The organism is Pseudomonas pisciculturae (assembly GCF_015461805.1).
In the GTDB taxonomy this organism is placed as follows: Bacteria; Pseudomonadota; Gammaproteobacteria; order Pseudomonadales; family Pseudomonadaceae; genus Aquipseudomonas; species Aquipseudomonas pisciculturae.
The window spans coordinates 38447-57048 of record NZ_JACVZE010000013.1 but is presented as its reverse complement, the minus strand read 5'-3'; the positions used below and the strand labels follow the sequence as shown (position 1 = coordinate 57048).

Genomic DNA, 18602 nt, shown 5'->3' with positions numbered 1-18602 from the left:
AAAGGTCGCTCCGTGCCTCATTAATGACCGCAGAGCGTGTTACGAAGTTCGATTTAAGTGATGTCGCGATGCTATCAATGCAGCGAGATGCCCTGCTGGGTCAATGCCGTCTGCACACACTCAATCAGATGTTCACTGCTCCAGGGTTTGGGCAGGAACCGTACCGAGCCGCCCAATTGCTCGGCTATCTTGGTATTGCCAGAGGTCAACACCACCGGCACGGTTGGCCAGCGATGGGCCACCACGCGGCTCAAGTCATAGCCATTGAGCAAACCGGGCATCTGTACATCGCTGACGATCAGGTCTACCACGTCGTCGCCCCGTTCCAGGTAAATCATCCCTTCATCCGCCGAAGGAAACGACGTCACCACCGCGCCGAAGTCCTCCAGTACATCCACCATTAACGAACGAATAATCTCGTCGTCTTCCAGCACTAAAATCGATGGCTGAGCCATGATCCTTACTCCACCATCAGGGTTCACTAAGGTGGAGTAGAACACGTCTGGATAGGTTCGATTGGATGTATTCGGGGCGATGGGTGGTCATCACAATAGCGTTGCAGGATACTGCACCCACCTCAAAGGCCACCTCGCACAAGGCAGTTCACCGTGAAAGACCCGGACTTGGGCAGCCGCATGATCAAAGTCGACCATGCCGGCGAGCATGGCGCGATCTGCATCTACAGCGGCCAACTGTTCATGGCGCGACTATTTGCCCCAGGCATGGTAGCTGAGCTGCAGGAATTTTTGTCCCACGAACGCCGTCATCGCGCTGTGTTCCAGGCCGAGTTGCAACGGCGCGGTTACCGGCGTTGCCGCAGCTACTGGCTGTGCGGACTAGGTGGTTTGGTGCTGGGGTTGATGACAGGGTTGTGCGGACGCAAGGCCATCGTCGCCACCACCGTCGCAGTCGAAAGCGTGGTGCTCAAACACTTGGCTCATCAACTGCACACCTTGCGCGATATCGACCCGCAGGCCGTGGCCGCCATTGCCTCGATCGTCGAAGAAGAACAGCACCATCACGACCACTCGGCCGCGCAGATTGATCGGCGCGACCCCTGGTTTCGCGCACTGGCGCCGGTGGTCACCGCCTGGACCGAAACCGTGATCTGGATGGGCATGCGTTCCTGACAAACAGGCATAATCGTCCGCTACACCTGCTGTGGAGCCCCCCATGAAGTACGCCGTGTTCGCCCTCGCCTTGATGTTTCCCACCAGCCTCGTCTTCGCGGCCGGCGATGCCGAGGCAGGCGGCAAGTTATTCACCAAGACCTGCGGCGGCTGCCACAGCGTTGGCGAAGGTGCACGGGGTGGGTTTGGGCCGGAGCTCAACGGCATCATCGGTCGGCCTGCCGGGACGACCACCGACTATCAATACTCCGATGCGATGAAAAACTCCGGCGTGGTCTGGACCCGCGACAAACTCGCCGCCTACATCGAAGCGCCGAAGAAAGTGGTGAGCGGCACGCGCATGATCTTCTGGGGCATCAGCGACCAGGAGAAGATCGACAACATCCTGGCCTATCTCGAAACGTTTCAGCCCAAATAGCCCAGCCCAAATAACCCAAGCCACCTCAATTTAACTGTGGGAGGGGGCTTGCCCCCGATAGCGGACTCTCATCCAGCTTATTCCTCACTGATCCACCTCCATCGCCAGTTGCGGAACATTCTGTCTAATCCCGGGTCCAGTCATCACGCCCATTCACACTGATAAGGACATCCCCCCTGTGAAGCGAATCGCCCTGCTTTCCCTCATCACCCTGGCCCTCTGCGCCTGCAACTCAAACCAACGCAACTCATCCCCCACCCTGCTCAACGACGGCATCCAACTGCGGCAAAAAACCGTAGCCGTCGACGCCGACCACGCCAAAGTCATCATGAAAGCCAACGGCGGCACCAACCCCGTCGAGTTTTCCATCCGCCGCGAAGGCGACCCCGACCAACGCATGGAAACCCTCGGCACCGTGATGGATACCGGCGAAGGCAAAGTCTTCAACTGGATCGCCAAAGTCAACCAAACCGTCGCCAGCGCTGGGTTCAAACGTTTCCCGCAATTGGAGACCCTGGCTGATCCTGGCAAAAAACTCACCGTCTCCAGCACAGCAGGCAGCCAGGGCAACGGGGTTTACTACAACTGTGGGCCGGTGATGAGCACGTTCAGCCCGCAGAAGGCCAAGGTGTATTTGGTGGAATTTCAGTTCAAGGGGCAGAGGTGTGAGCAGCATGTGTTTGATGTGACGGACCCTGCGCAGCGGGTTCCGGTGGATGGGACGGGGAGTTCAGTGAAGGCGGGCTAAGAGGCTCACTTCCTCGTTTTGGGAAGTGAGCCGGTGAGTGGGGGATCAAAGTCTTAAGTCAGCCCTGACCTCAGAACTGATACTTGAGCCCCACCATCACATTGCGCGGGTCGCCGTTGAAGTAGCTGTTATAGAGCCCGTAACCGGCATAGTACTGGCGATCAAACACGTTGTTGATGTTCACCGATGCACTCAGGTGTTTGTCTATGTCATAGCGCGCGAGCAGGCCCACCACGGCATAGCTGCCTTCCTTCGCCTCGGCGGGCAAGTCTTCGTTGACGTAGTAGGTGCGGCCCTGCCAGGTAACGTTGCCGCCGAGGGTCAGGTCCTTGAGTGCGCCGTCGAGTTTGTAGCTGGTGGCCAGTTTGAACTGCCGCTCGGGGCGTTGTGGGTCGATGCGTTTGTGTTGCTCGTCGCGTGGCTGGGCGTAGGTGAATCCCGCCAGTACCTGCCAGCGCGGCAACACTTCGCCGGAAGCCTGCAACTCGAAACCTTTGGTGGTATTCGATACGGCCTCATACGCATCGCGACCGTCGTCGGTGCTGCCTACGTATTGGGCGTAATTATCTTGCTGAGTCTTGAACACCGCGATGCTGGTGTTCAGTGCACCGCCGTAGAACTCGGATTTCAGACCCGCTTCATAGTTCTTGCCCGCTACCGGGTCGAGCACTTTGCCGCTCAGGTCGATGTTGCTTTGTGGCTCGAAAATATCGGTATAGCTGACATATACAGAGTGCTGTTCTGTCAGGTCATGCACGATGCCAGCGTAGGGAATGACCTTGCCGGTTTTCTTCGCGTCGTCGTGGTCCGGGTTGGCCGGGTCGGAGCTGTAGGCCAAGTCGCCTTCGCGTTTGTAGTTGACCACACGGGAGCCGAGGATCACCGCCAAGTCATCGGTCGGTTTCAGACGCACCGCCGCGAAGCCGCCAACTTCCTTGATGTGGTAATCCTGCGTGCTCCACGAAGCGTAGGACGTAGGACGCGGCGCGTTGTTAGCCCACGTATCGAAGTTGATAGGGAGGGTCGGGCTGTTGGCGTTTTCCGAAAAGTAATCCGAGCGACGATCGCTGACATTCAGCCCCAACATCACATCGTGGCTGCGGCCAAACAGGCTGAACGGCCCGGTGGCGTAAGCGTCCACCGAGTCGGTGTTGATCACGTAAGTCTTGTGGCTGCGGAACAACTGGCCTGTGCGGGTCTGCCGGTCGGGGAAGGGGCCCCAACCGATCAGGTTGCCCTGCAGTTGATCGGTGTCGCCTTTCCAGTGGCTGGCCTCGACCCGCAGCATCCAGTCATTGTCGAAGCGCTGTTCGACGCCACCGAAGTACTTGGTGCTTTCGCTGTCGCCGTAGGCCCACTTGGCGGCCGGGCTTTGGGAGCGTGAAAAGTCGCTACGACCACCGTCGGAAAAGAACAGCGGTAACTGGCCGAAGGACGACCCATTGGAGTCGATCTTCTGATAATCGATGCCGCCATAAAGCATGGTGTTGTCAGAAATATCCGCCTCACCGATGGCGTAGAACACGTTCTTTTTCGACGAGTAATAGTCGATGAACGAATGATCGTCCGCGTATGCCGCCACAACCCTGCCGCGTATCGCGCCGTTTTCCGACAAGGGGCCAGACAAATCCATTTCGGTACGGTAACGGTCCCAACTGCCGGCATTGCCCGACACATACCCCTGGAAGGTTTTGGTCGGCCGCTTGCGCACCAAGTTCACCACCCCGGCGGGGCTGCCCACGCCGCTCATCAGGCCGGTAGCGCCGCGCACCACTTCCACGCGGTCATAGATGGCCATGTCACGCACGCCCAGGCCATTGGTGTTGGTGGTGAAGTCCGATGTCGGCACCCCGTCGTACTGAAAGTTGTTCAGCGAAAAACCACGGGAATAGAAATTGAAGCGCTCGGTATCGTCATGCATCACTACAACGCCAGGGGTTTGCTGCAACACATCCGAGATGGTCGCCAGGCCTTGGTCGGTCATGTGCTGACGGGTGATCACCGTCACCGATTGCGGGGTTTCCCGTAGGCTCAGCGGCAATTTGGTCGCGGTACTGGTGGCGCCCGTGGTGTAGGAACCGGAGTTCTCCGTGGTAGCTCCCAGCCCTTGCGCCTGGATCGTCGTGGCGCCTAGGTTCACCGCGCCATCGCTGCCGGGTGGGGCGATCAGGTAACTGTCTTCTTCCACCTTCTGCACCTGCAACCCACTGCCGCCCACCAGGCTTTGCAGCGCTTGCTCCACACTCATCTGGCTGTGCAACGCCGGGGCCTGGCGACCTTCGGCGATGTCTGTGGCAAACAACACGCGGCTGCCGGTTTGCTGCGCCAGGGCGTTGAGGGATTTATCCAACGCCTGTGCAGGAATATCCACCCGATAAGTGGCGGACTGCGCATTGGCCAGCCCCGCCAGTGCGAGGCTGGAAGCCAGTAATGCCAAACGTTGCGCCAGAGTGTTGTTGCCCATCGTGATCCCCAAGTGGTGAAAAGTGTGCTCTCAGGGCATTGGCGTATCAGGTTGGGCAAACCTTGATGTGCAGTTGAAAATAATTCTCGTCTGTCAGCGCAGGCGATTGAGTATCACACTGCCATCGGCCGTACGTACCAGGCTCACTGGCAGAATTCTCGGCAACATGCCCACCAGTGCCTCGACGCGCTCGGTGTCGAATTCGCCCGACAAGCGCAACTCTCCAGTTGCAGCATCGGCCACGCGGATAGGGGCTGCGCGGTACTGTTGCAGGGTGCGCACCACTTCGCTTAACGGCGTACCGTCAAAGCGCAGCTTGCCGTGCTGCCAGGCGGTCAGTGCCTCACGGTTGGCCGGTTGCACCGAGCCGATCTGCTCGGCCGTGGCCCGCACCTGCTGACCCACGCTCAATACCTGCGGCGCGGCGCGGCCACTCCTCACCTCCACGCTGCCTTCAATCACCCCGACATCCACACCGCGAGCATCACTGCGCAGGTTGAACACCGTGCCGATATCCCGCACCCGCACACCCTGGCTACGCACAATAAAGGGCGAATCTTCATGCACCACCGTGAACGACGTTTCGCCGCGCACCAGTTCCAACTGGCGGCTGCGCAGGCGGTGTTCGATACGCAAATGGGTGCCGGAATTGAGGGTCACAGCAGTGCCATCTGCCAGGCGAATGTCCTGGCGCTGACCGATGGCAACCTGCACATCCTCCGTACGCCACGCCGGGTCTAGCTGCCACAGCCCACCCGCCAACGCCACTATCAACAAGCCTGCGCTGAGGGACTTCTGCTTGCTACGCCGGCTCTTGGTAAACGCCTTGCCCTCGGCGAGCAACGCCTCCTTGGACGGCACCCGCTCACGCAACGCATCGGCAAACGGCTGCAACGGATCGGGCTTATTCCCACGGGCCGACTTCACGACACCACCCCCAACGCCCGCCGCGCCGGTTCCCAGTGCAGCGCGATGGTCTTCATGGCGCGGCCGAAATGTTGCGTCACCATATTCACCGAAATCCCCAACTCATCGGCGATATCCCGCTGCGGCATGTCATGAATGCGATGCAGCAAAAACACCTGCCGCTGGCGTACTGGCAACGCATGAATGATGTCCAGCAACGCCGTGAGCTGCTGCTCGAAATCCAACGCCTGTGCACCGTCCCACTCATCCACTCCTACATATTCCGGTACATGCCCCTGCAAGTAGGCGTGACGCGTGCGCTCTGCACGGATGCGGTCGATGGCACGGTTGAAGGCCGTCTTACGCAAGAAGGCCAGGGGCGTGGCGATAGGCTCGCGGGGCGGTTTTTCCAGCATTTGCACACACACGTCATGCATCAAGTCGCGGGCGAAATCACGGCCATGGAAGCGACGCTTGATGTAGTCCACCAACTCGTCGTAATGAAGGGCGAGGGCGGTCATGAGGGGGTGATGGGCTGGGGGCGTGGGCATGGGAGATGCTGGGTTTATGAGAATAAATCGCAATCATAGGGGGTGTGGGGGAGGAGATGCAATGTGGGGGAGTATTTGGATAGCAGGTAAAACCTATGGGTCAGTAGGACTGTTCTCTATCTTCACCTCAATCTTGTAGTGAGCGGGCTTGCCCCGCGCTGGGCTGCGAAGCGGCCCCAAAACCAGACAACCGGATTGCGTTTGGAGGAATGCACGGGCCGGATTAGGGCTGCTGCGCACCCCAGCGCGGGGCGAGCCCGCTCACTACAGAGGTAGCGGCAAATGAGTCCGGGTTTTGTGCCCGAAATGATTGGAAGGTCTGGTACTTCCAACGCTCACCGCCTGGATATTCATCCGTTGTACTGACTTCGCCGTAGTACCAATGCTCTGACTCAAAGATATCTCCGTCCTCGTCCTCATGCACAAAGTGAAAACCAACCTCATGAAGCCCTGGCGGAACGGTCAGGCCCCACTCACTGGCAAGGCTTCGGCCCGTGATACGGGTATGACGGAACTGCTCGTAGTCAAAGGGTTGGGTATGGCCTAGAAAACGGCTTTTGTCGGTATAGACACAAACCTCGCTAGAGAACATATCGGGAATGATGATGTTTGCGACGATCCAGCATTCGGGAGCGTCGATGGGCCTGGCCTCAAGTAAATAACCAGCGGCCCTGATTAATTGTTGAGCGCAGTGGGCCAGGATTTCTGGTGTGGTTTGCTTGCCTTCGACGAGGGATTCGATCACGGGGATTTTCTCGTTTTCGAATCCGCGTTTCAGTGGTAGCTCTGCGTAGAAGCTGCCTTCGAAACTGTCGGCCCAGCGGGTGAGGGCTTTGAGGCGTCTGGGGATGTTGCGGAGTTTTTTGTTGGTTAGGGAGAGTCTGCGCATGGAGTTTGAATGCTCTTTGGATAATTAGTCGTGTGAGGTAAGGAATAAATCGAGGTGAGCGGGCAGTTCTAGAGCACTTGCCTCTTCTATTTTGAGTATTTGTTCTTTCGTCAATTGATAGTCAAAGACGCAATCCTCAAGTTTTTCCCATCCCATGATTTCCATCAGGTCTTGAGTGGACAGAGGTAACTCCTGTTCAAACGATGCAAAGTCTTCATTAGGCAAAACGCCCATGATTGAGTGGTTCATGGCTCTACCGACCTTCCAGGCTTAGCTGGCTTTCGCTGTTTACCGGTCAAATGTCGAACTCACTTCCTTGTGTGAGGGCGAGCCTATGGGCGCGAGGTAAGAGCCCGGAATCGGATTTGCTCGATGGTTATTGTGAGAAGGATCAGCTGGTTTTGTAGCTGGCTGACGGGCGTGGGTGTTGCCGTTCAGTCAGAGCTTGCGGGTAAGTAGGACCGTTCCGATTTCTATCTGACCGCCTCGCCAGAGGCCGAGCGTTTGCTACGGTCGCGCAAAAAACGCGATGGAAATGCCAAATGCTGAACTTCAACATTCTCTGGAAAAACCACCCCGAGATATTCGGCGACGCCGCCCCATGCCGAACTAACGGCGCTAAGAATTTCAGCGATCAATGCGCCATTAACCTCGGCGTTGCCCTGCGCAGATCCGGTGCAGACCTGAGCAGGTTAAGAGGGGTGCGCTATTGTTGGCAGCATCCCCAAAACGAAGGGCACGTACTGGCCGCAGAGGAAATGGCCAAGGCGCTCAGCAGCGCCAATATTCCGGGATTACAGCCTGTGAAAAAAATCAAACCCGAAGACTTCGACGATGTGCTGGCTGGGCAGCAAGGGATCATCTTCTTCAAAGACTTTTGGCGGCGGGGCAACGAGACGTTTGGTAATCGAAGCGGCGACCATATCGACCTGTGGAATGGGCGGCGGTTGACGGATTGGCTGAGCTATCCGCGTATTCAGCTGGGATTTTCGATTGAGGGGACGTTTTCGGATTACCACGAGTCCAGGGAGATTTGGTTTTGGAGGGTGGTATGAAGGTGGTTAAGGGGGTGTTGTTTGTGGTGTTGGTGGTTGCCGTGGCGGTTGGAGTGTTTAACGGGGTGGTGGTGGCGGTGTCTGCGTGCTTCGGGCCGTTTTATGAGGGGGATGCGGAGCAGAGTCGGAATTTTGGGCTTTGGTTGGTGGGGAATGGGGTGGTGGTTATAGGGGCGTTGGTTGGTGGGGTGGTTTGGTATTGCTGGTGGTTGGGGAAGTGGCGGTAGTTGTAGAGGTGTTTAGTGGTAGCGAAGTTTGGCTATTTTAAAATTGTGGCAGCGTCAGTGAGGTTGAGCCTATTTTGATTGCCTGGTTTTCGAAGGTTTATATGTTGTTGCCCTGGTTTTTTAGGGCTGTGGCTTTGGATGCTATAGAAATATCTTAATCGTCTTTTTTTATTGTTTGGCTTTTTGTATGTGATTCGATTATTTTGATAGTTTTTTTCTTTATGGCGTATTTGTTGTATTGGTGGGATTTAAGGTTTTCGATAAATTCGCAGTCAAAGTGTTCTTTATTAAGTATGGCTCGCTCTACCAGTCTCTCTGTCCAGTAACTTTTTTTGTTCATGGATTCCCAATTTGTAATGCCGCCTTCTCGAAAAAGTATTTGTGTTTTTAGTATTTTTGCACATGCGATTTCGGCGGTTTCTTTAGTGAGGTTTGTTATTGAGTCTTTCGCTCCCTTTCTGTATGCATACTTACCATTTCGCAACTGTAGCATAAGTTTTATTTCGTCTTGTGCAAGACCGAATGCTTTCAATGCACTCTCGTAGCCAAAAATGTATTTTGTTTTTAGCGCGTTCTTGCAGAAAATATAATTTCTTAGTGAGACGTATAAGACGTCCGATAGCCATAGTAGTCCTTTGTTTGAATCTGGGAACCATTCAATATTTCTAATGAAGGTCTCAGTTTCTAAAATGTTTTTCTGTATTGAGTTGTTGTTTGGCTTGAAGCCTCTTAGCATCGTCATCAAAGTTCGTTCCCCTAGGATGTATTTTCCATCCACACCAAGATGTGCAATGAAAAGGGAACCTTTGTCTTTCATTTTTTTTATATTTTGCTCTGAGTAGAAGACTATCTCTCCAAACTCTTTTCTTAACATCACAAAGTCTGGCTTTGGATCGTTCCAAATGCACACAATGTCCCTATCGCTTTCTGGGTTGAAGTCCCCTCGTGCAGATGAACCGCACTCAATTAATACAAAGCTCACTATTTCACTATCCTTTTAACAATTATTGCGGTCACAAGAGCACACCATATTACGGAGGATAGCAAGAAGATCATCGTTAAGATAAGAGCTGTGTCAGTTTTATTTGGAGCTAGATCTCCGTAGCCCACGGTGGTGAAGGAAACTATAGCGAAATATAGCGCTTTGACTAAGTTCATATTTTCTGAAGGAGATATAAAGTCTTTTATTAGCCAGGCAAAACCAGCTATCGATATCAAAGTGAAAAATAGTACGTTTATAATTCCGTACCCACACCCAAGTAAAATGTCAAAAAGAAAGCCTGCTATAAACTTGCCAATATTTCTTTTCAGACCAAAGAGGTATTCATATCTTCTGTAGAATAAAAAAGCTATATCGGCGCGCATTGCAAATTTTTCTTGGTGAACGTCCTTGGAATTTCTATATAGAGACTGAAATAGTCCGGCATTGACATTTGCATAATGTCTGTACCACTTATAGTTGAATTTGAATGATTTTGGGTCGATGTAGGTGTTGGAAAAAGTCGGTTTGTAAAAGCACGAATTTTTTATTAAGCATTTGTGGAATTCGCAAGAGTCGATGGTGACTCCGTTAAATATGCAGTCTATAAATGTGCATCCGTAAAAGTTAATGTTTTTTATAGTTTGCCCTGAAAATATGCATTTCTCGAAAGTAACATTTTTCACTCTGTGGAAAGGGGTGGGTTCGCCTTGTTGGGGGGTATCGATGAAGCAAAGTTTTATTTTGTGGTGGGCTCGTATTTCGTATGTGCCTACGTTAAGAATGTGCTGCCTGTTAGTTATTGGCTCTTTGATTCTTGGTAGTTCGGCCATGTCGATTGAGACTCGCAAAAGTTTTTAAGTTGTGATTGACGTTGGTGACTGTCGAGTTGAAAATCATTGTGCCTGTATTAGGAGTCTCCATGCTCTGGCGAATCATAGTAGATATTGTGGCTGTTCGAAATGCGTAGACACAATTTTGAGATTTAGATTTCGTCACCTTGAGGCTAATTTCTTCGAGTCGCCGCAACCCAGCGACCGGGCCTGGAAACCCGTGGAACAATAGCGCACAGGTGCCACTATTTATCACGATGTCTGGTGTTTTTGTGCCAGCATATCCGTGTTATGGCGGCTGTGCGCGGGAGACCTTCGGGTCTGCCGGGTTCCTATTGTCCCGGTTTTCCAGCCTGCGCATAGCTGCCACCCATTCGCCTGGAAACGAACGTGGCGGCTCTTCTCTACATTAGGAGTTAGGCCCATGAGTGTTTCTGTCTGGTTGTACCCTTGCAGTATCGAAAGCCGTGTCACCACTCTCGCCGGAGGTGCCCAATGATCAACCCACCCCCAAACAAAACCCTCGGCGTCATCACCTTCTCCACCTGCGGCACTCAGCCCGCGCTGCACCACCTATTCCGCGTCAACTCCGGCGTGCCCATCCGCGATGCGCTGGAGCATGCCTCTGAGCTTCTCCACTGTTCAAAACTGTTGGCAATGGATGCAGCGATGGACAAGAACGCCGACCGCTATGCCTGGGCCGCGCATTATTTGGGGGAGATGGCCAAGGCGGTGGTGGATGATTTGGCGAAGGGGATGTTGCCGAATGGGGTTGCTGAAGAGGGTGGGGTGTAAGGCTGGAGGTTGATGGTGTGGGGGAGGCCGTCATCGGGGGCAAGTCGAATCGTCGCACCGCCCCTCCCACATTTTGAGCCAGTACATCAGTTGAATCGTGTAAGCAGTAAAAAAGACCTTGGTGCGCCAAGGTCTTTTTTTGCCCGCCGATCAGCCCAGCAGATGCTTGGAAATCAACCGCGAAATCTCAACAATCGACGTCTTCCCCGTAAATTCAAACTTCACCTTCCCCAACGACGAAAAGTAAATCTCCAACTCCGAATCCAGGTCAAAGGTCCCGGACGTCTCCACCGAATACGCCACGATGTTTTTGTACGGCAGCGAGGTGAAGTCCTTCTTGCTGCCGGTAATCCCCTGCACGTTCACCGCGATAATGCGCTTGTTGGTGAACACCACCCCATCGCGCATGGATTTGTACGCGTCGATCACGGTTTCGCCGTCCAGCAGCAGGGCGGTGACGCGTTCGGCGTATTCGTTGTTTTGTTTGAGTTTGAAGAAGCCTTTGTTGTTGAAGTCGATCATGTGCCTGCCTCGTGGGTGTATGCCGTTTTGCTCGCGGATCTGTATCTAACGCGGGCATTTTGAACGCCCTACCATGACGGCCCACCTTACAACCTTGGCCAGATGTTTCAACCAACGGAGCCGAACCATGCCTGAACCGTCCAGCTGGCTTGCCTATGCGCTGATTTCCCTCGGCATGGTGCTCACCCCCGGCCCGAATATGATTTACCTGATTTCCCGCTCAATCTGCCAAGGGCGCACCGCCGGGTTGATTTCCCTGGGCGGCGTGGCGTTGGGTTTTTTGGTTTATATGCTGTGCGCCGCGTTGGGCATCACGGCCTTGGTGATGGCGGTGCCGTTTGCCTATGACGCGCTGCGGTTTGGCGGGGCGTTGTATTTGGCGTATATGGCCTGGCAAGCGATCCGGCCGGGTGGGCGTTCACCGTTCCAGGTGCGCGATTTGCCCGCGGACAGCCCGCGCAAACTGTTCACCATGGGCCTTGTGACCAACCTGCTGAACCCCAAGGTGGCGGTGATGTATTTGTCGTTGCTGCCCCAGTTCATCGACCCGAACGGCCACGGCAGTGTGCTGACGCAATCGTTGGTGCTGGGCTTTACCCAGATTTTCATCAGCGTGAGCGTGAACGCGGCGATTGCCACCCTGGCGGGCTCCATCGCGGTGTTCTTCGTTACCCGGCCCGGTTGGCAGGTGGTGCAGCGTTGGCTGATGAGCTCGGTGTTGATGGGGTTGGCGGTGCGTATGGCGGTGGAGGGGCGGCGCTAGGTCGCCTCACTGGATGTCTTTCAAGTAATCCTTAAGGTGCGCTAACGGCGCAGCCAGCTCATCCAACTGCTCGACACTTTGCACCCCCGCCGCCAGCCGTTGCAGTTCACGGCCCAGCACCGTGTCGACATCGCCCACGGCAACCAACGCCTGGCCCACGCATTCATCCACCTTGACCAAAACCCCAGCCAAATCCCCCTGGCGCACCAACAACCCAAACGCCTCCCGGTCGTAGCCCACCATCACCGGGTCATCGCGCAACACCGGGCTGCCGCCGTCCACCTCGTGCACCAGCTTCAGTGCAAAAAGCGCCACAGCTTCCAGCGTCAATTCCATGGTTTCGGTTCCTCAACATTCGGGGGGAGGGCGATGATCACTGTTCTGGATGGGAAAAAAAAGACCCGGCGGGCTTTGTGGCGTGGATCACATTCCGTCGCGTGCCCAAGGAACGATATTAATTAGCCATGCTCCAACCCGCCGTGCCGAGCACACCCAAGCAGTCGTTTTATCTACTTACAAGGACGCAAGCCCCCATGCACACTTCCTCTTCTCAAGCGCCTTCCAATGCTGGCGAGTTGATCGCCAGCTTCCGTCATGGCAAAGCCTTTCTTGTGGTCAGTCTGGTCTTTGGTGCCGTGATGCTGGGTATGGCCGGGTTTGTGCTGTACCTGAGCACCATCCTCCCGCAGGGCAACAGTGGCCCCGTCACTCTCCAGACTTCACGCGGCATGACCTTGAATTTCAGCGACCCGCTCATGGTGTTTTATGCCACCAGCGCCTTGCTGGCGGTGATCGGCCTGAGCATGTTTGCGGTCTACGTTTGGCACAAGAAACTGCGCGAGCCGCGTTACAACGTGTACGAGCATGGCATCGAGCGCTTCGTGAACGGTGAACCTGAATACACCGCTTTTGCCGATATCGAAGACCTGTACCTGTTCGGCTCCGGCCAAACCGTGTTGACCGGCATGGTCACTAACGTTGCCTATCGCCGTAACGCATCGGAGCCGTTTCACCGTGTGATCGAAACCCTCAAGGGCTTTCATGACTTCCAGCAACTGGTGCGTGAGCTGCACGTACGCGCACGCCTGCCGGCCGTGGCGGCGACGCTGGAAGCGGGCGGGGCGGTGACGTTCAATTGCGTCAGCTCCGCGCAGGTGTGGGGCAAGCGGGTGACGGGTAATTTCCTGAAGATCACTACCTCGCCGATTCTGGTCAGCGCGGCGTTTCTCGAATACCAAGGCCGCAAGGTGCCGATGGCCTCGCTGCGCACCGTCGATCTGAACGCCTGGACCGAAAACGTGGTGATCAAGGATGAAAGCGGCAAGGCCGTGCTGTCGACCATTGCCACCGGCATCCTCAGCCATGACCTGTTCCTCAACAGCCTGGAAGTGCTGTTTGCCGTTGAAGAACAACGCCGCGAGCTGGCTTGAGCCTGGGAGGACTGAACGATGATTTATCGCGGCGCAGGCTGGTTCACCTTGTTCACCCCGGTGGCGATGGTGCTGTTATTGATGTGGATGTGGCCCGACCCGAGCGTCAAGCCCGGCAACACCTCGCTGATGCAGGTGTTGCTCGGCGTGTGTATCGGCTCGGCGATTAACGTGGTGCTGGGTTTTGTGCTCAATCGCCAACCCCATGCCGATGGGGTGCGTCACCACTTCTTTTTCCTGCCGATGCAGTGGCCGGCGTTGGTGATCGGCGTGGTCTGCGGGTTGATCGCCCTGTTGAAATAACCCTGTGGCGAACACGCTTATTGTGGTGAGGGAGCTTGCTCCCGTTGGACTGCGTAGCAGTCCCAGTCTTTTTCAAACAAAGAGCTGGGGTCGCTTCGCGACCCAACGGGAGCAAGCTCCCTCGCCACAGGTGTTTGTGTGGCTTTAACCGAGCAGTTGCACGTAGGCAATCACCCCGATCATCACCGCGCAAAAACCCCATTGCAGCCAGTTCAGCCCGGCCACGCTTGGCGCGCGGATCATCCCCAGCAAGCCAGTCACCCCGTACGTCACCAACCCCAACACCCCAATCCACTGCCACACCACAAACCCCAGCGCCATCAGCGGCCCGCCATTGCGGATCACCAAATAACGCCGGTCCGGGATCAATTTATGGCGCACGCACCAGCCAGTGATGCGCTGGTCGAGGTCTTGCAGGCTGTCGGCCATGGCGGTCCAGTAGCTCAGCAGCCACTTGCCGATCAGGGCCATCAGCCAGCCGCCCAGTACGTAAAACGGCAGCATCAACAGGGTCGGCCCGAGGGCGAAACGGTCGGAAAGGCTGCCCAGCGCCAGGCAAGTCGCCAACACGGCGGTGGCGCGCTTCATGCCGTGGCGCGTTGGGCGATGGCCAACGAGCGCATGCCAAAACCACGGATTGTGATTGGGAAACAACCCCAGCAGGTCGGGGAATCGCGTGGAGAACTCGATGGAAAGTCGCTCACAGGCCAGCCAATCCGCCTCGCCAAACGTAGCCACCAATTGCGCTTGCTGCGAAGGCTGTGCACACATCAGAAACAACGCCCCCGCGCCCGGTTGCTGTGCCAACTCATTGAGCCAGGCTTGTTGCTCGCTGCGCCGCAGCAAGGCCTGCCACTGCGTCTGCTCGATAGGCACGGCGGCGCCTGCATCCCAGGCGAACAGCTGGCAGACCTGTTGGAACAGCTGCGGCGACCAGCGCTCCTGCGCGGTAAACAGGTTCAACACATGCACCTGCAAGGCCTGGTGATGGGCCAGGTCGATCAACCAGCCTTGCCTGCTGGCGCGTTCCAGGCGTTCGAAAAAAGCCCTGGGCTGGGCATCTGCAAGGTATTTTTCCAGATCAAAAAACAGCGCGCCCTTGAGGGCGTGCACCAGCCGTTGATGGGGAAAGCCACCGCTCTGGATTTGCTGCCAGGGGGTCAACCATTGGCGTTTTTCCACACCCCAGGTGAGCAGGGGCAAGTGCCGGTCGGGGGCATTGACGCAACGCTGGAACAGCAGTTGTTCAAACTCGGCGGCGCAGCCTTGGGCCAGGGCGCGGGCCCAGCATTCATCGACCTTCCAGTCATCGAACTCGGCCAGCAGCGCAACGGCGTGCTCAACGGGGGCAGGGGGCAAGGGCGTGGCGACAAATACGTCGCCGTCACGCAATCGCTGCAACGCCAGCTCGTAGGTTTCCCGCAGGCGCTGGAAGGCGACAGGGTCGTCATCCGGCCGCGTCACTTTGAGCAGCTTGGCGTACTCGCGCTTGAGGCTGCGCTCGTCCGGGCAGGTCAGCAGGTCGTCCATGTTCAGCATCGCCAGCCGTGACTCCAAGGGGAGGGCGATGATCACTGTTCTGGCGCGCTAAACACAACCCCGCTCATCAGCGCTCCAATATCAACTCCACGCGCCGGTTGCGGGCGCGGCCCTGTGCGCTGCCGTTATCCGCCAGCGGCCGTGTGTCCGCATAACCAATGGCCTCCAGGCGCTCGGGCTGGATGCCGTTAGCTTGCAGATAACGCACCACGCTACCAGCGCGGGCGCCGGAGAGTTCCCAGTTGGAGGGGAAGCGCGCACTGCGGATGTCTTGGGTGTCGGTATGCCCGGCGACGATCAGTTTGTGCGGCACGCTGCCCAATACCGGCACCAGTTTGCGCAGCACCGCCAGGCCGCCGAGGTTGAGGTCCGACTGGCCAGAGGGGAACAGAATCTCGCTGCTGATGCGAAAGCTCACACTGCTGTCGTTGGTGACCACTTCGATGTCATTGCCCAGTTGATCCAGGGGCAGTTCGTTAAGCAGGTCTTGTGTGCTGGGTTTTGGCGGTTCGGGTTCAACGACCGCGACAGGTTCAGGCTCCGGGGTCGCGACGGGCTCTGGCGCAGGCGGTTGTGGCACCAACAGCAACGCGCCAGGCGCCTCCACCGAGGTCAGGGTTTTCGCGGTAAACACTGGCGGCACACTGAACTCGCCACCGTGCTGTGTACGCGCATGGCCCTTGCCCGCCAACGCCAGCATGGCCATGGTCACCACCAGCAACAGGGTCATCATGTCCAGGTAGGTCATCATCCAGGTCTCACCCGCCGCGTCTTCAACCAGCGGGATGCCGCTGGCAATCGCCGCCGCCTGGATGCGCGAAACCGGCCTCATGTGCGCGCTTTCCAGCTCAGGCGCAGTGGCGCATGCACCGGCCCGTCCCGCAGCTCGTTCTGGTAATGGGCGACAAAGGATTTAAGCGTCTCGCGCATCAACCCAGGGCTGCGTTTGTTGGCCATCATCGCCACCCCTTGCAGCACCATGTTCATCACCACCACCCGTTGCTCGGTGCGGCGCTCCAGTTTCACCGCCACCGGTTTGCACAGCAGGTTGGCCAGCAGCACGCCGTACAGCGTGGTCATCAGGCCCACCGCCATTTGCCGGCCGATGGTGACCATGTCGCCGTCGCCCAGCACGAACATCAGGTTCACCAACCCCACCAACGTACCGAGCATGCCGAACGCCGGGGCGTAGCTGGCCATCACGCGAAACAGCTGGGCCTCGGCGTGTTCCTTGGCCCGCAGCCGTGCGATGCGCCATTGCAGCAGGTCGAGGATGTCGTCCAGTGGGGTCTTGTCGATCACCAGTTGCACGCCGGAGCGCAGGAACGGGTTTTTCACGCCGTCGAGCACTTCTTCCACGGCGCGCAGGTCGCCATCGATCCACAGCCGCGAAATGCTCACCAACTCGTCGATGTCTTCCTGGGTGTATTCGCGCTCGTGGCGCACCACGGTTTTGATCAGGCTGAAAATACGCAGCACTTCGCGCAGCGGGTAGCTGATGAAGGTCGCGGCAAAGGTGCCGACCACCACAATGCCCAGCGCTGGCAGGTCGACGAACAAACCGGGTTGTTGCGCGCTGAACACCAGCAGCACCGCCAGCAGTAGCAGGCTGGCGAGCATGCCGATCAGGGTTGAGGGGTTCATGCAGCACTCCTGTTATGGGCCAAGGCTGGCTTTATAACGCGAGGGGTGCCGATTCAAATGGGCTAATACAGGCACTTTCGTGGGCGAAATCCTTTGGCTGCGCAAATTTTTTTGGGGGCCTGCCTAAAGACGGCAGATCCGATCGCCGATGTTCGCTTTGTCTGTACGGCAACGGCGCTGAATGCATCGGCGACGGGCCTCGAATCTGTCCCAAGCGGCTCACCCACGAAAGGAACTGCACCATGTCAGTTATCAATACCAACATTACGTCCATGATCGCCCAGCAAAACCTGAACTCCTCGGAGAGCAGCCTGAGCACCTCGATCGAGCGCCTGTCGTCGGGCCTGAAAATCAACAGCGCTTCCGATGACGCCGCAGGCCAGGCCATTGCCAACCGCATGACCTCCCAGATCACCGGCCTTGAGCAAGCGAGCAGCAACGCCAGCGACGGTATCTCCCTGGCGCAGACCACTGAAGGCGCGCTGGACCAGGTGAACGACAACTTGCAGCGCATCCGTGAGCTGTCGGTACAAGCGGCCAACGGCACCAACTCCCAGTCCGACTTGCAGTCGATCCAGGACGAGATCACCCAGCGTCTGGACGAGATCGACCGAATCTCCTCGCAAACCGCGTTCAACGGCGTGGACGTGCTGTCCAAAGACCAGACCATCACCATCCAGGTCGGCGCCAACGATGGCGAAACCATCGACATCAAACTCAGCGAAATCAACGCCGACACCCTGGGCCTGAGCAGCTTCAACGTGAACGGCTACGACACCACCCTGACCGCCACCACCCTGTCGGACTCCTCGGGCACCGCGATCACCTCCACCAACACCAGCTACGTCGACAAGTCCGGCACCACCATCAGCGGCGGCACCCTGTCCTCCGACGCCCAGGGCAACTACTTCCTGACCGTCGATGGCAAAACCTACGCGGCCGATGTCACCACCACCACCGATGGCACCACCACCACGGCCAGCATCAGCATCGACACCGACAACGCGGTGACCAAGAAATCCACCAACACCCTGACCACCCTGGACAACGCCCTGAACACCGTGGACTCCATGCGTTCGGACTTGGGTGCGGTGCAAAACCGTTTCGACTCGGCGATCACCAACATCTCCACCACCACCACTAACCTGACGTCTGCCCGTTCCGGCATTCAGGACGTGGACTACGCCACCGAAGTATCGGCCATGACCAGCGCCCAGATCCTGCAACAAGCAGGTACCTCGGTATTGGCCCAAGCCAACTCCATGCCGCAACAAATGCTGTCGCTGCTGCAATAACAGCCGGCACGTAGCACGAAGGGGCCAGCGCACGCTGAGCCCCTTTTTTTTGTGGGCGCAATCCCCGGTAATCACCCTGCTGGAACGGGTTTATCCGGGCTTTGCCGAAGG

The 18602-nt window shown here is 56.9% G+C and carries 22 protein-coding genes; 9 read left to right on the top strand and 13 right to left on the bottom strand.

The features are described from left to right. Nucleotides 1-74: 74 nt before the first annotated feature. A complete protein-coding gene (locus ICY20_RS26830) occupies nt 75-455 on the bottom strand; it encodes a response regulator (protein ID WP_159959548.1) in 381 nt (126 codons plus the stop codon). A 153-nt stretch (nt 456-608) separates the two neighbouring features. On the opposite strand from ICY20_RS26830, the gene ICY20_RS26825 reads away from it, so the two are divergent. From ICY20_RS26825 to ICY20_RS26815, 3 genes are all read left to right on the top strand, one after another. Next, nucleotides 609-1130: a demethoxyubiquinone hydroxylase family protein gene (locus ICY20_RS26825; RefSeq protein ID WP_200846427.1), complete on the top strand. Its 522-nt coding sequence runs from the start codon at nt 609-611 to the stop codon at nt 1128-1130. A gap of 43 nt (nt 1131-1173) precedes the next feature. After that, nucleotides 1174-1548, top strand: coding sequence for a c-type cytochrome (locus ICY20_RS26820; RefSeq protein ID WP_159959546.1), 375 nt, complete (start codon nt 1174-1176; stop codon nt 1546-1548). A gap of 178 nt (nt 1549-1726) precedes the next feature. Beyond that, entirely contained in the window at nt 1727-2296 is a 570-nt protein-coding gene (locus ICY20_RS26815) for a hypothetical protein (protein ID WP_194939091.1), read from the top strand. 70 nt (nt 2297-2366) lie between these two features. On the opposite strand, the gene ICY20_RS26810 is transcribed toward ICY20_RS26815, so the two are convergent. The 5 genes from ICY20_RS26810 to ICY20_RS26790 form a co-directional block, all read right to left on the bottom strand. After that, on the bottom strand, nt 2367-4760 hold the full coding sequence (locus ICY20_RS26810) for a TonB-dependent siderophore receptor (protein ID WP_194939090.1): 2394 nt from the start codon (nt 4758-4760) through the stop codon (nt 2367-2369). Nucleotides 4761-4853: 93 nt separating this feature from the next. Beyond that, nucleotides 4854-5687 (bottom strand): FecR family protein, encoded by an 834-nt coding sequence (locus ICY20_RS26805; RefSeq protein WP_200846426.1) that lies wholly within the window; start codon nt 5685-5687, stop codon nt 4854-4856. Then, nucleotides 5684-6187 (bottom strand): RNA polymerase sigma factor, encoded by a 504-nt coding sequence (locus tag ICY20_RS26800; protein ID WP_194939121.1) that lies wholly within the window; start codon nt 6185-6187, stop codon nt 5684-5686. The genes ICY20_RS26805 and ICY20_RS26800 overlap by 4 nt, the downstream gene beginning before the upstream one ends. 253 nt (nt 6188-6440) lie before the next feature. Then, nucleotides 6441-7106 (bottom strand): DUF3916 domain-containing protein, encoded by a 666-nt coding sequence (locus ICY20_RS26795; protein ID WP_194939089.1) that lies wholly within the window; start codon nt 7104-7106, stop codon nt 6441-6443. Between the two features lie 24 nt (nt 7107-7130). After that, nucleotides 7131-7355: a pyocin S6 family toxin immunity protein gene (locus tag ICY20_RS26790; protein WP_194939088.1), complete on the bottom strand. Its 225-nt coding sequence runs from the start codon at nt 7353-7355 to the stop codon at nt 7131-7133. A gap of 293 nt (nt 7356-7648) precedes the next feature. Here ICY20_RS26790 and ICY20_RS26785 point away from each other — a divergent pair, with 293 nt between their 5' ends. Further along, complete coding sequence (locus tag ICY20_RS26785; RefSeq protein WP_194939087.1) at nt 7649-8161, top strand: type VI secretion system amidase effector protein Tae4; 513 nt, start codon at nt 7649-7651, stop codon at nt 8159-8161. A 381-nt stretch (nt 8162-8542) separates the two neighbouring features. Here ICY20_RS26785 and ICY20_RS26780 read toward each other — a convergent pair whose 3' ends face one another. Both ICY20_RS26780 and ICY20_RS28565 read right to left on the bottom strand, forming a co-directional pair. Further along, nucleotides 8543-9370: a nucleotidyltransferase domain-containing protein gene (locus ICY20_RS26780; protein WP_194939086.1), complete on the bottom strand. Its 828-nt coding sequence runs from the start codon at nt 9368-9370 to the stop codon at nt 8543-8545. Further along, nucleotides 9370-9753, bottom strand: a complete 384-nt coding sequence (locus tag ICY20_RS28565; RefSeq protein ID WP_456107233.1) for an ion channel — start codon at nt 9751-9753, stop codon at nt 9370-9372. The genes ICY20_RS26780 and ICY20_RS28565 overlap by 1 nt, the downstream gene beginning before the upstream one ends. Before the next feature lie 942 nt (nt 9754-10695). Between ICY20_RS28565 and ICY20_RS26770 the strand changes: the two genes are divergently transcribed. Next, nucleotides 10696-10995: a DUF3077 domain-containing protein gene (locus ICY20_RS26770; RefSeq protein ID WP_194939084.1), complete on the top strand. Its 300-nt coding sequence runs from the start codon at nt 10696-10698 to the stop codon at nt 10993-10995. A gap of 150 nt (nt 10996-11145) precedes the next feature. Here the strand turns inward: ICY20_RS26770 and ICY20_RS26765 are convergent, their stop codons facing one another. Then, nucleotides 11146-11517 carry a PH domain-containing protein gene (locus tag ICY20_RS26765; protein WP_135289838.1) on the bottom strand — a complete coding sequence of 124 codons (372 nt, stop codon included), beginning with the start codon at nt 11515-11517 and terminating at the stop codon, nt 11146-11148. A 127-nt stretch (nt 11518-11644) separates the two neighbouring features. On the opposite strand from ICY20_RS26765, the gene ICY20_RS26760 reads away from it, so the two are divergent. Continuing rightward, complete coding sequence (locus ICY20_RS26760; RefSeq protein WP_194939083.1) at nt 11645-12280, top strand: LysE family translocator; 636 nt, start codon at nt 11645-11647, stop codon at nt 12278-12280. 6 nt (nt 12281-12286) lie between these two features. Here ICY20_RS26760 and ICY20_RS26755 read toward each other — a convergent pair whose 3' ends face one another. After that, entirely contained in the window at nt 12287-12616 is a 330-nt protein-coding gene (locus ICY20_RS26755; RefSeq protein WP_159959530.1) for a hypothetical protein, read from the bottom strand. Nucleotides 12617-12813: 197 nt separating this feature from the next. On the opposite strand from ICY20_RS26755, the gene ICY20_RS26750 reads away from it, so the two are divergent. Then, nucleotides 12814-13710: a hypothetical protein gene (locus ICY20_RS26750; protein ID WP_194939082.1), complete on the top strand. Its 897-nt coding sequence runs from the start codon at nt 12814-12816 to the stop codon at nt 13708-13710. Between the two features lie 18 nt (nt 13711-13728). Further along, nucleotides 13729-14013, top strand: a complete 285-nt coding sequence (locus ICY20_RS26745; RefSeq protein WP_159959526.1) for a hypothetical protein — start codon at nt 13729-13731, stop codon at nt 14011-14013. Between the two features lie 144 nt (nt 14014-14157). Here ICY20_RS26745 and ICY20_RS26740 read toward each other — a convergent pair whose 3' ends face one another. From ICY20_RS26740 to ICY20_RS26730, 3 genes are read right to left on the bottom strand one after another with little or no spacing between them, the layout of a single operon-like run. After that, on the bottom strand, nt 14158-15588 hold the full coding sequence (locus tag ICY20_RS26740) for a hypothetical protein (RefSeq protein WP_159959524.1): 1431 nt from the start codon (nt 15586-15588) through the stop codon (nt 14158-14160). Nucleotides 15589-15619: 31 nt separating this feature from the next. Continuing rightward, nucleotides 15620-16384 carry an OmpA/MotB family protein gene (locus tag ICY20_RS26735; protein ID WP_194939081.1) on the bottom strand — a complete coding sequence of 255 codons (765 nt, stop codon included), beginning with the start codon at nt 16382-16384 and terminating at the stop codon, nt 15620-15622. After that, entirely contained in the window at nt 16381-17196 is an 816-nt protein-coding gene (locus ICY20_RS26730) for a motility protein A (protein WP_159959520.1), read from the bottom strand. The genes ICY20_RS26735 and ICY20_RS26730 overlap by 4 nt, the downstream gene beginning before the upstream one ends. Nucleotides 17197-17438: 242 nt before the next feature. Between ICY20_RS26730 and ICY20_RS26725 the strand changes: the two genes are divergently transcribed. Beyond that, nucleotides 17439-18491, top strand: coding sequence for a flagellin N-terminal helical domain-containing protein (locus ICY20_RS26725; RefSeq protein ID WP_122486525.1), 1053 nt, complete (start codon nt 17439-17441; stop codon nt 18489-18491). The last annotated feature ends 111 nt before the right edge of the window (nt 18492-18602 follow it).

What these genes read in the sequence shown, in the direction of transcription:
- ICY20_RS26830 (WP_159959548.1), bottom strand. Translation starts at nt 455, where the DNA reads ATGGCTCAGCCATCGATTTTAGTGCTGGAAGACGACGAGATTATTCGT.
- ICY20_RS26820 (WP_159959546.1), top strand. Translation starts at nt 1,174, where the DNA reads ATGAAGTACGCCGTGTTCGCCCTCGCCTTGATGTTTCCCACCAGCCTC.
- ICY20_RS26810 (WP_194939090.1), bottom strand. Translation starts at nt 4,760, where the DNA reads ATGGGCAACAACACTCTGGCGCAACGTTTGGCATTACTGGCTTCCAGC.
- ICY20_RS26800 (WP_194939121.1), bottom strand. Translation starts at nt 6,187, where the DNA reads ATGACCGCCCTCGCCCTTCATTACGACGAGTTGGTGGACTACATCAAG.
- ICY20_RS26795 (WP_194939089.1), bottom strand. Translation starts at nt 7,106, where the DNA reads ATGCGCAGACTCTCCCTAACCAACAAAAAACTCCGCAACATCCCCAGA.
- ICY20_RS26790 (WP_194939088.1), bottom strand. Translation starts at nt 7,355, where the DNA reads ATGAACCACTCAATCATGGGCGTTTTGCCTAATGAAGACTTTGCATCG.
- ICY20_RS26785 (WP_194939087.1), top strand. Translation starts at nt 7,649, where the DNA reads ATGCTGAACTTCAACATTCTCTGGAAAAACCACCCCGAGATATTCGGC.
- ICY20_RS28565 (WP_456107233.1), bottom strand. Translation starts at nt 9,753, where the DNA reads ATGCGCGCCGATATAGCTTTTTTATTCTACAGAAGATATGAATACCTC.
- ICY20_RS26770 (WP_194939084.1), top strand. Translation starts at nt 10,696, where the DNA reads ATGATCAACCCACCCCCAAACAAAACCCTCGGCGTCATCACCTTCTCC.
- ICY20_RS26765 (WP_135289838.1), bottom strand. Translation starts at nt 11,517, where the DNA reads ATGATCGACTTCAACAACAAAGGCTTCTTCAAACTCAAACAAAACAAC.
- ICY20_RS26760 (WP_194939083.1), top strand. Translation starts at nt 11,645, where the DNA reads ATGCCTGAACCGTCCAGCTGGCTTGCCTATGCGCTGATTTCCCTCGGC.
- ICY20_RS26755 (WP_159959530.1), bottom strand. Translation starts at nt 12,616, where the DNA reads ATGGAATTGACGCTGGAAGCTGTGGCGCTTTTTGCACTGAAGCTGGTG.
- ICY20_RS26750 (WP_194939082.1), top strand. Translation starts at nt 12,814, where the DNA reads ATGCACACTTCCTCTTCTCAAGCGCCTTCCAATGCTGGCGAGTTGATC.
- ICY20_RS26745 (WP_159959526.1), top strand. Translation starts at nt 13,729, where the DNA reads ATGATTTATCGCGGCGCAGGCTGGTTCACCTTGTTCACCCCGGTGGCG.
- ICY20_RS26735 (WP_194939081.1), bottom strand. Translation starts at nt 16,384, where the DNA reads ATGAGGCCGGTTTCGCGCATCCAGGCGGCGGCGATTGCCAGCGGCATC.
- ICY20_RS26730 (WP_159959520.1), bottom strand. Translation starts at nt 17,196, where the DNA reads ATGAACCCCTCAACCCTGATCGGCATGCTCGCCAGCCTGCTACTGCTG.
- ICY20_RS26725 (WP_122486525.1), top strand. Translation starts at nt 17,439, where the DNA reads ATGTCAGTTATCAATACCAACATTACGTCCATGATCGCCCAGCAAAAC.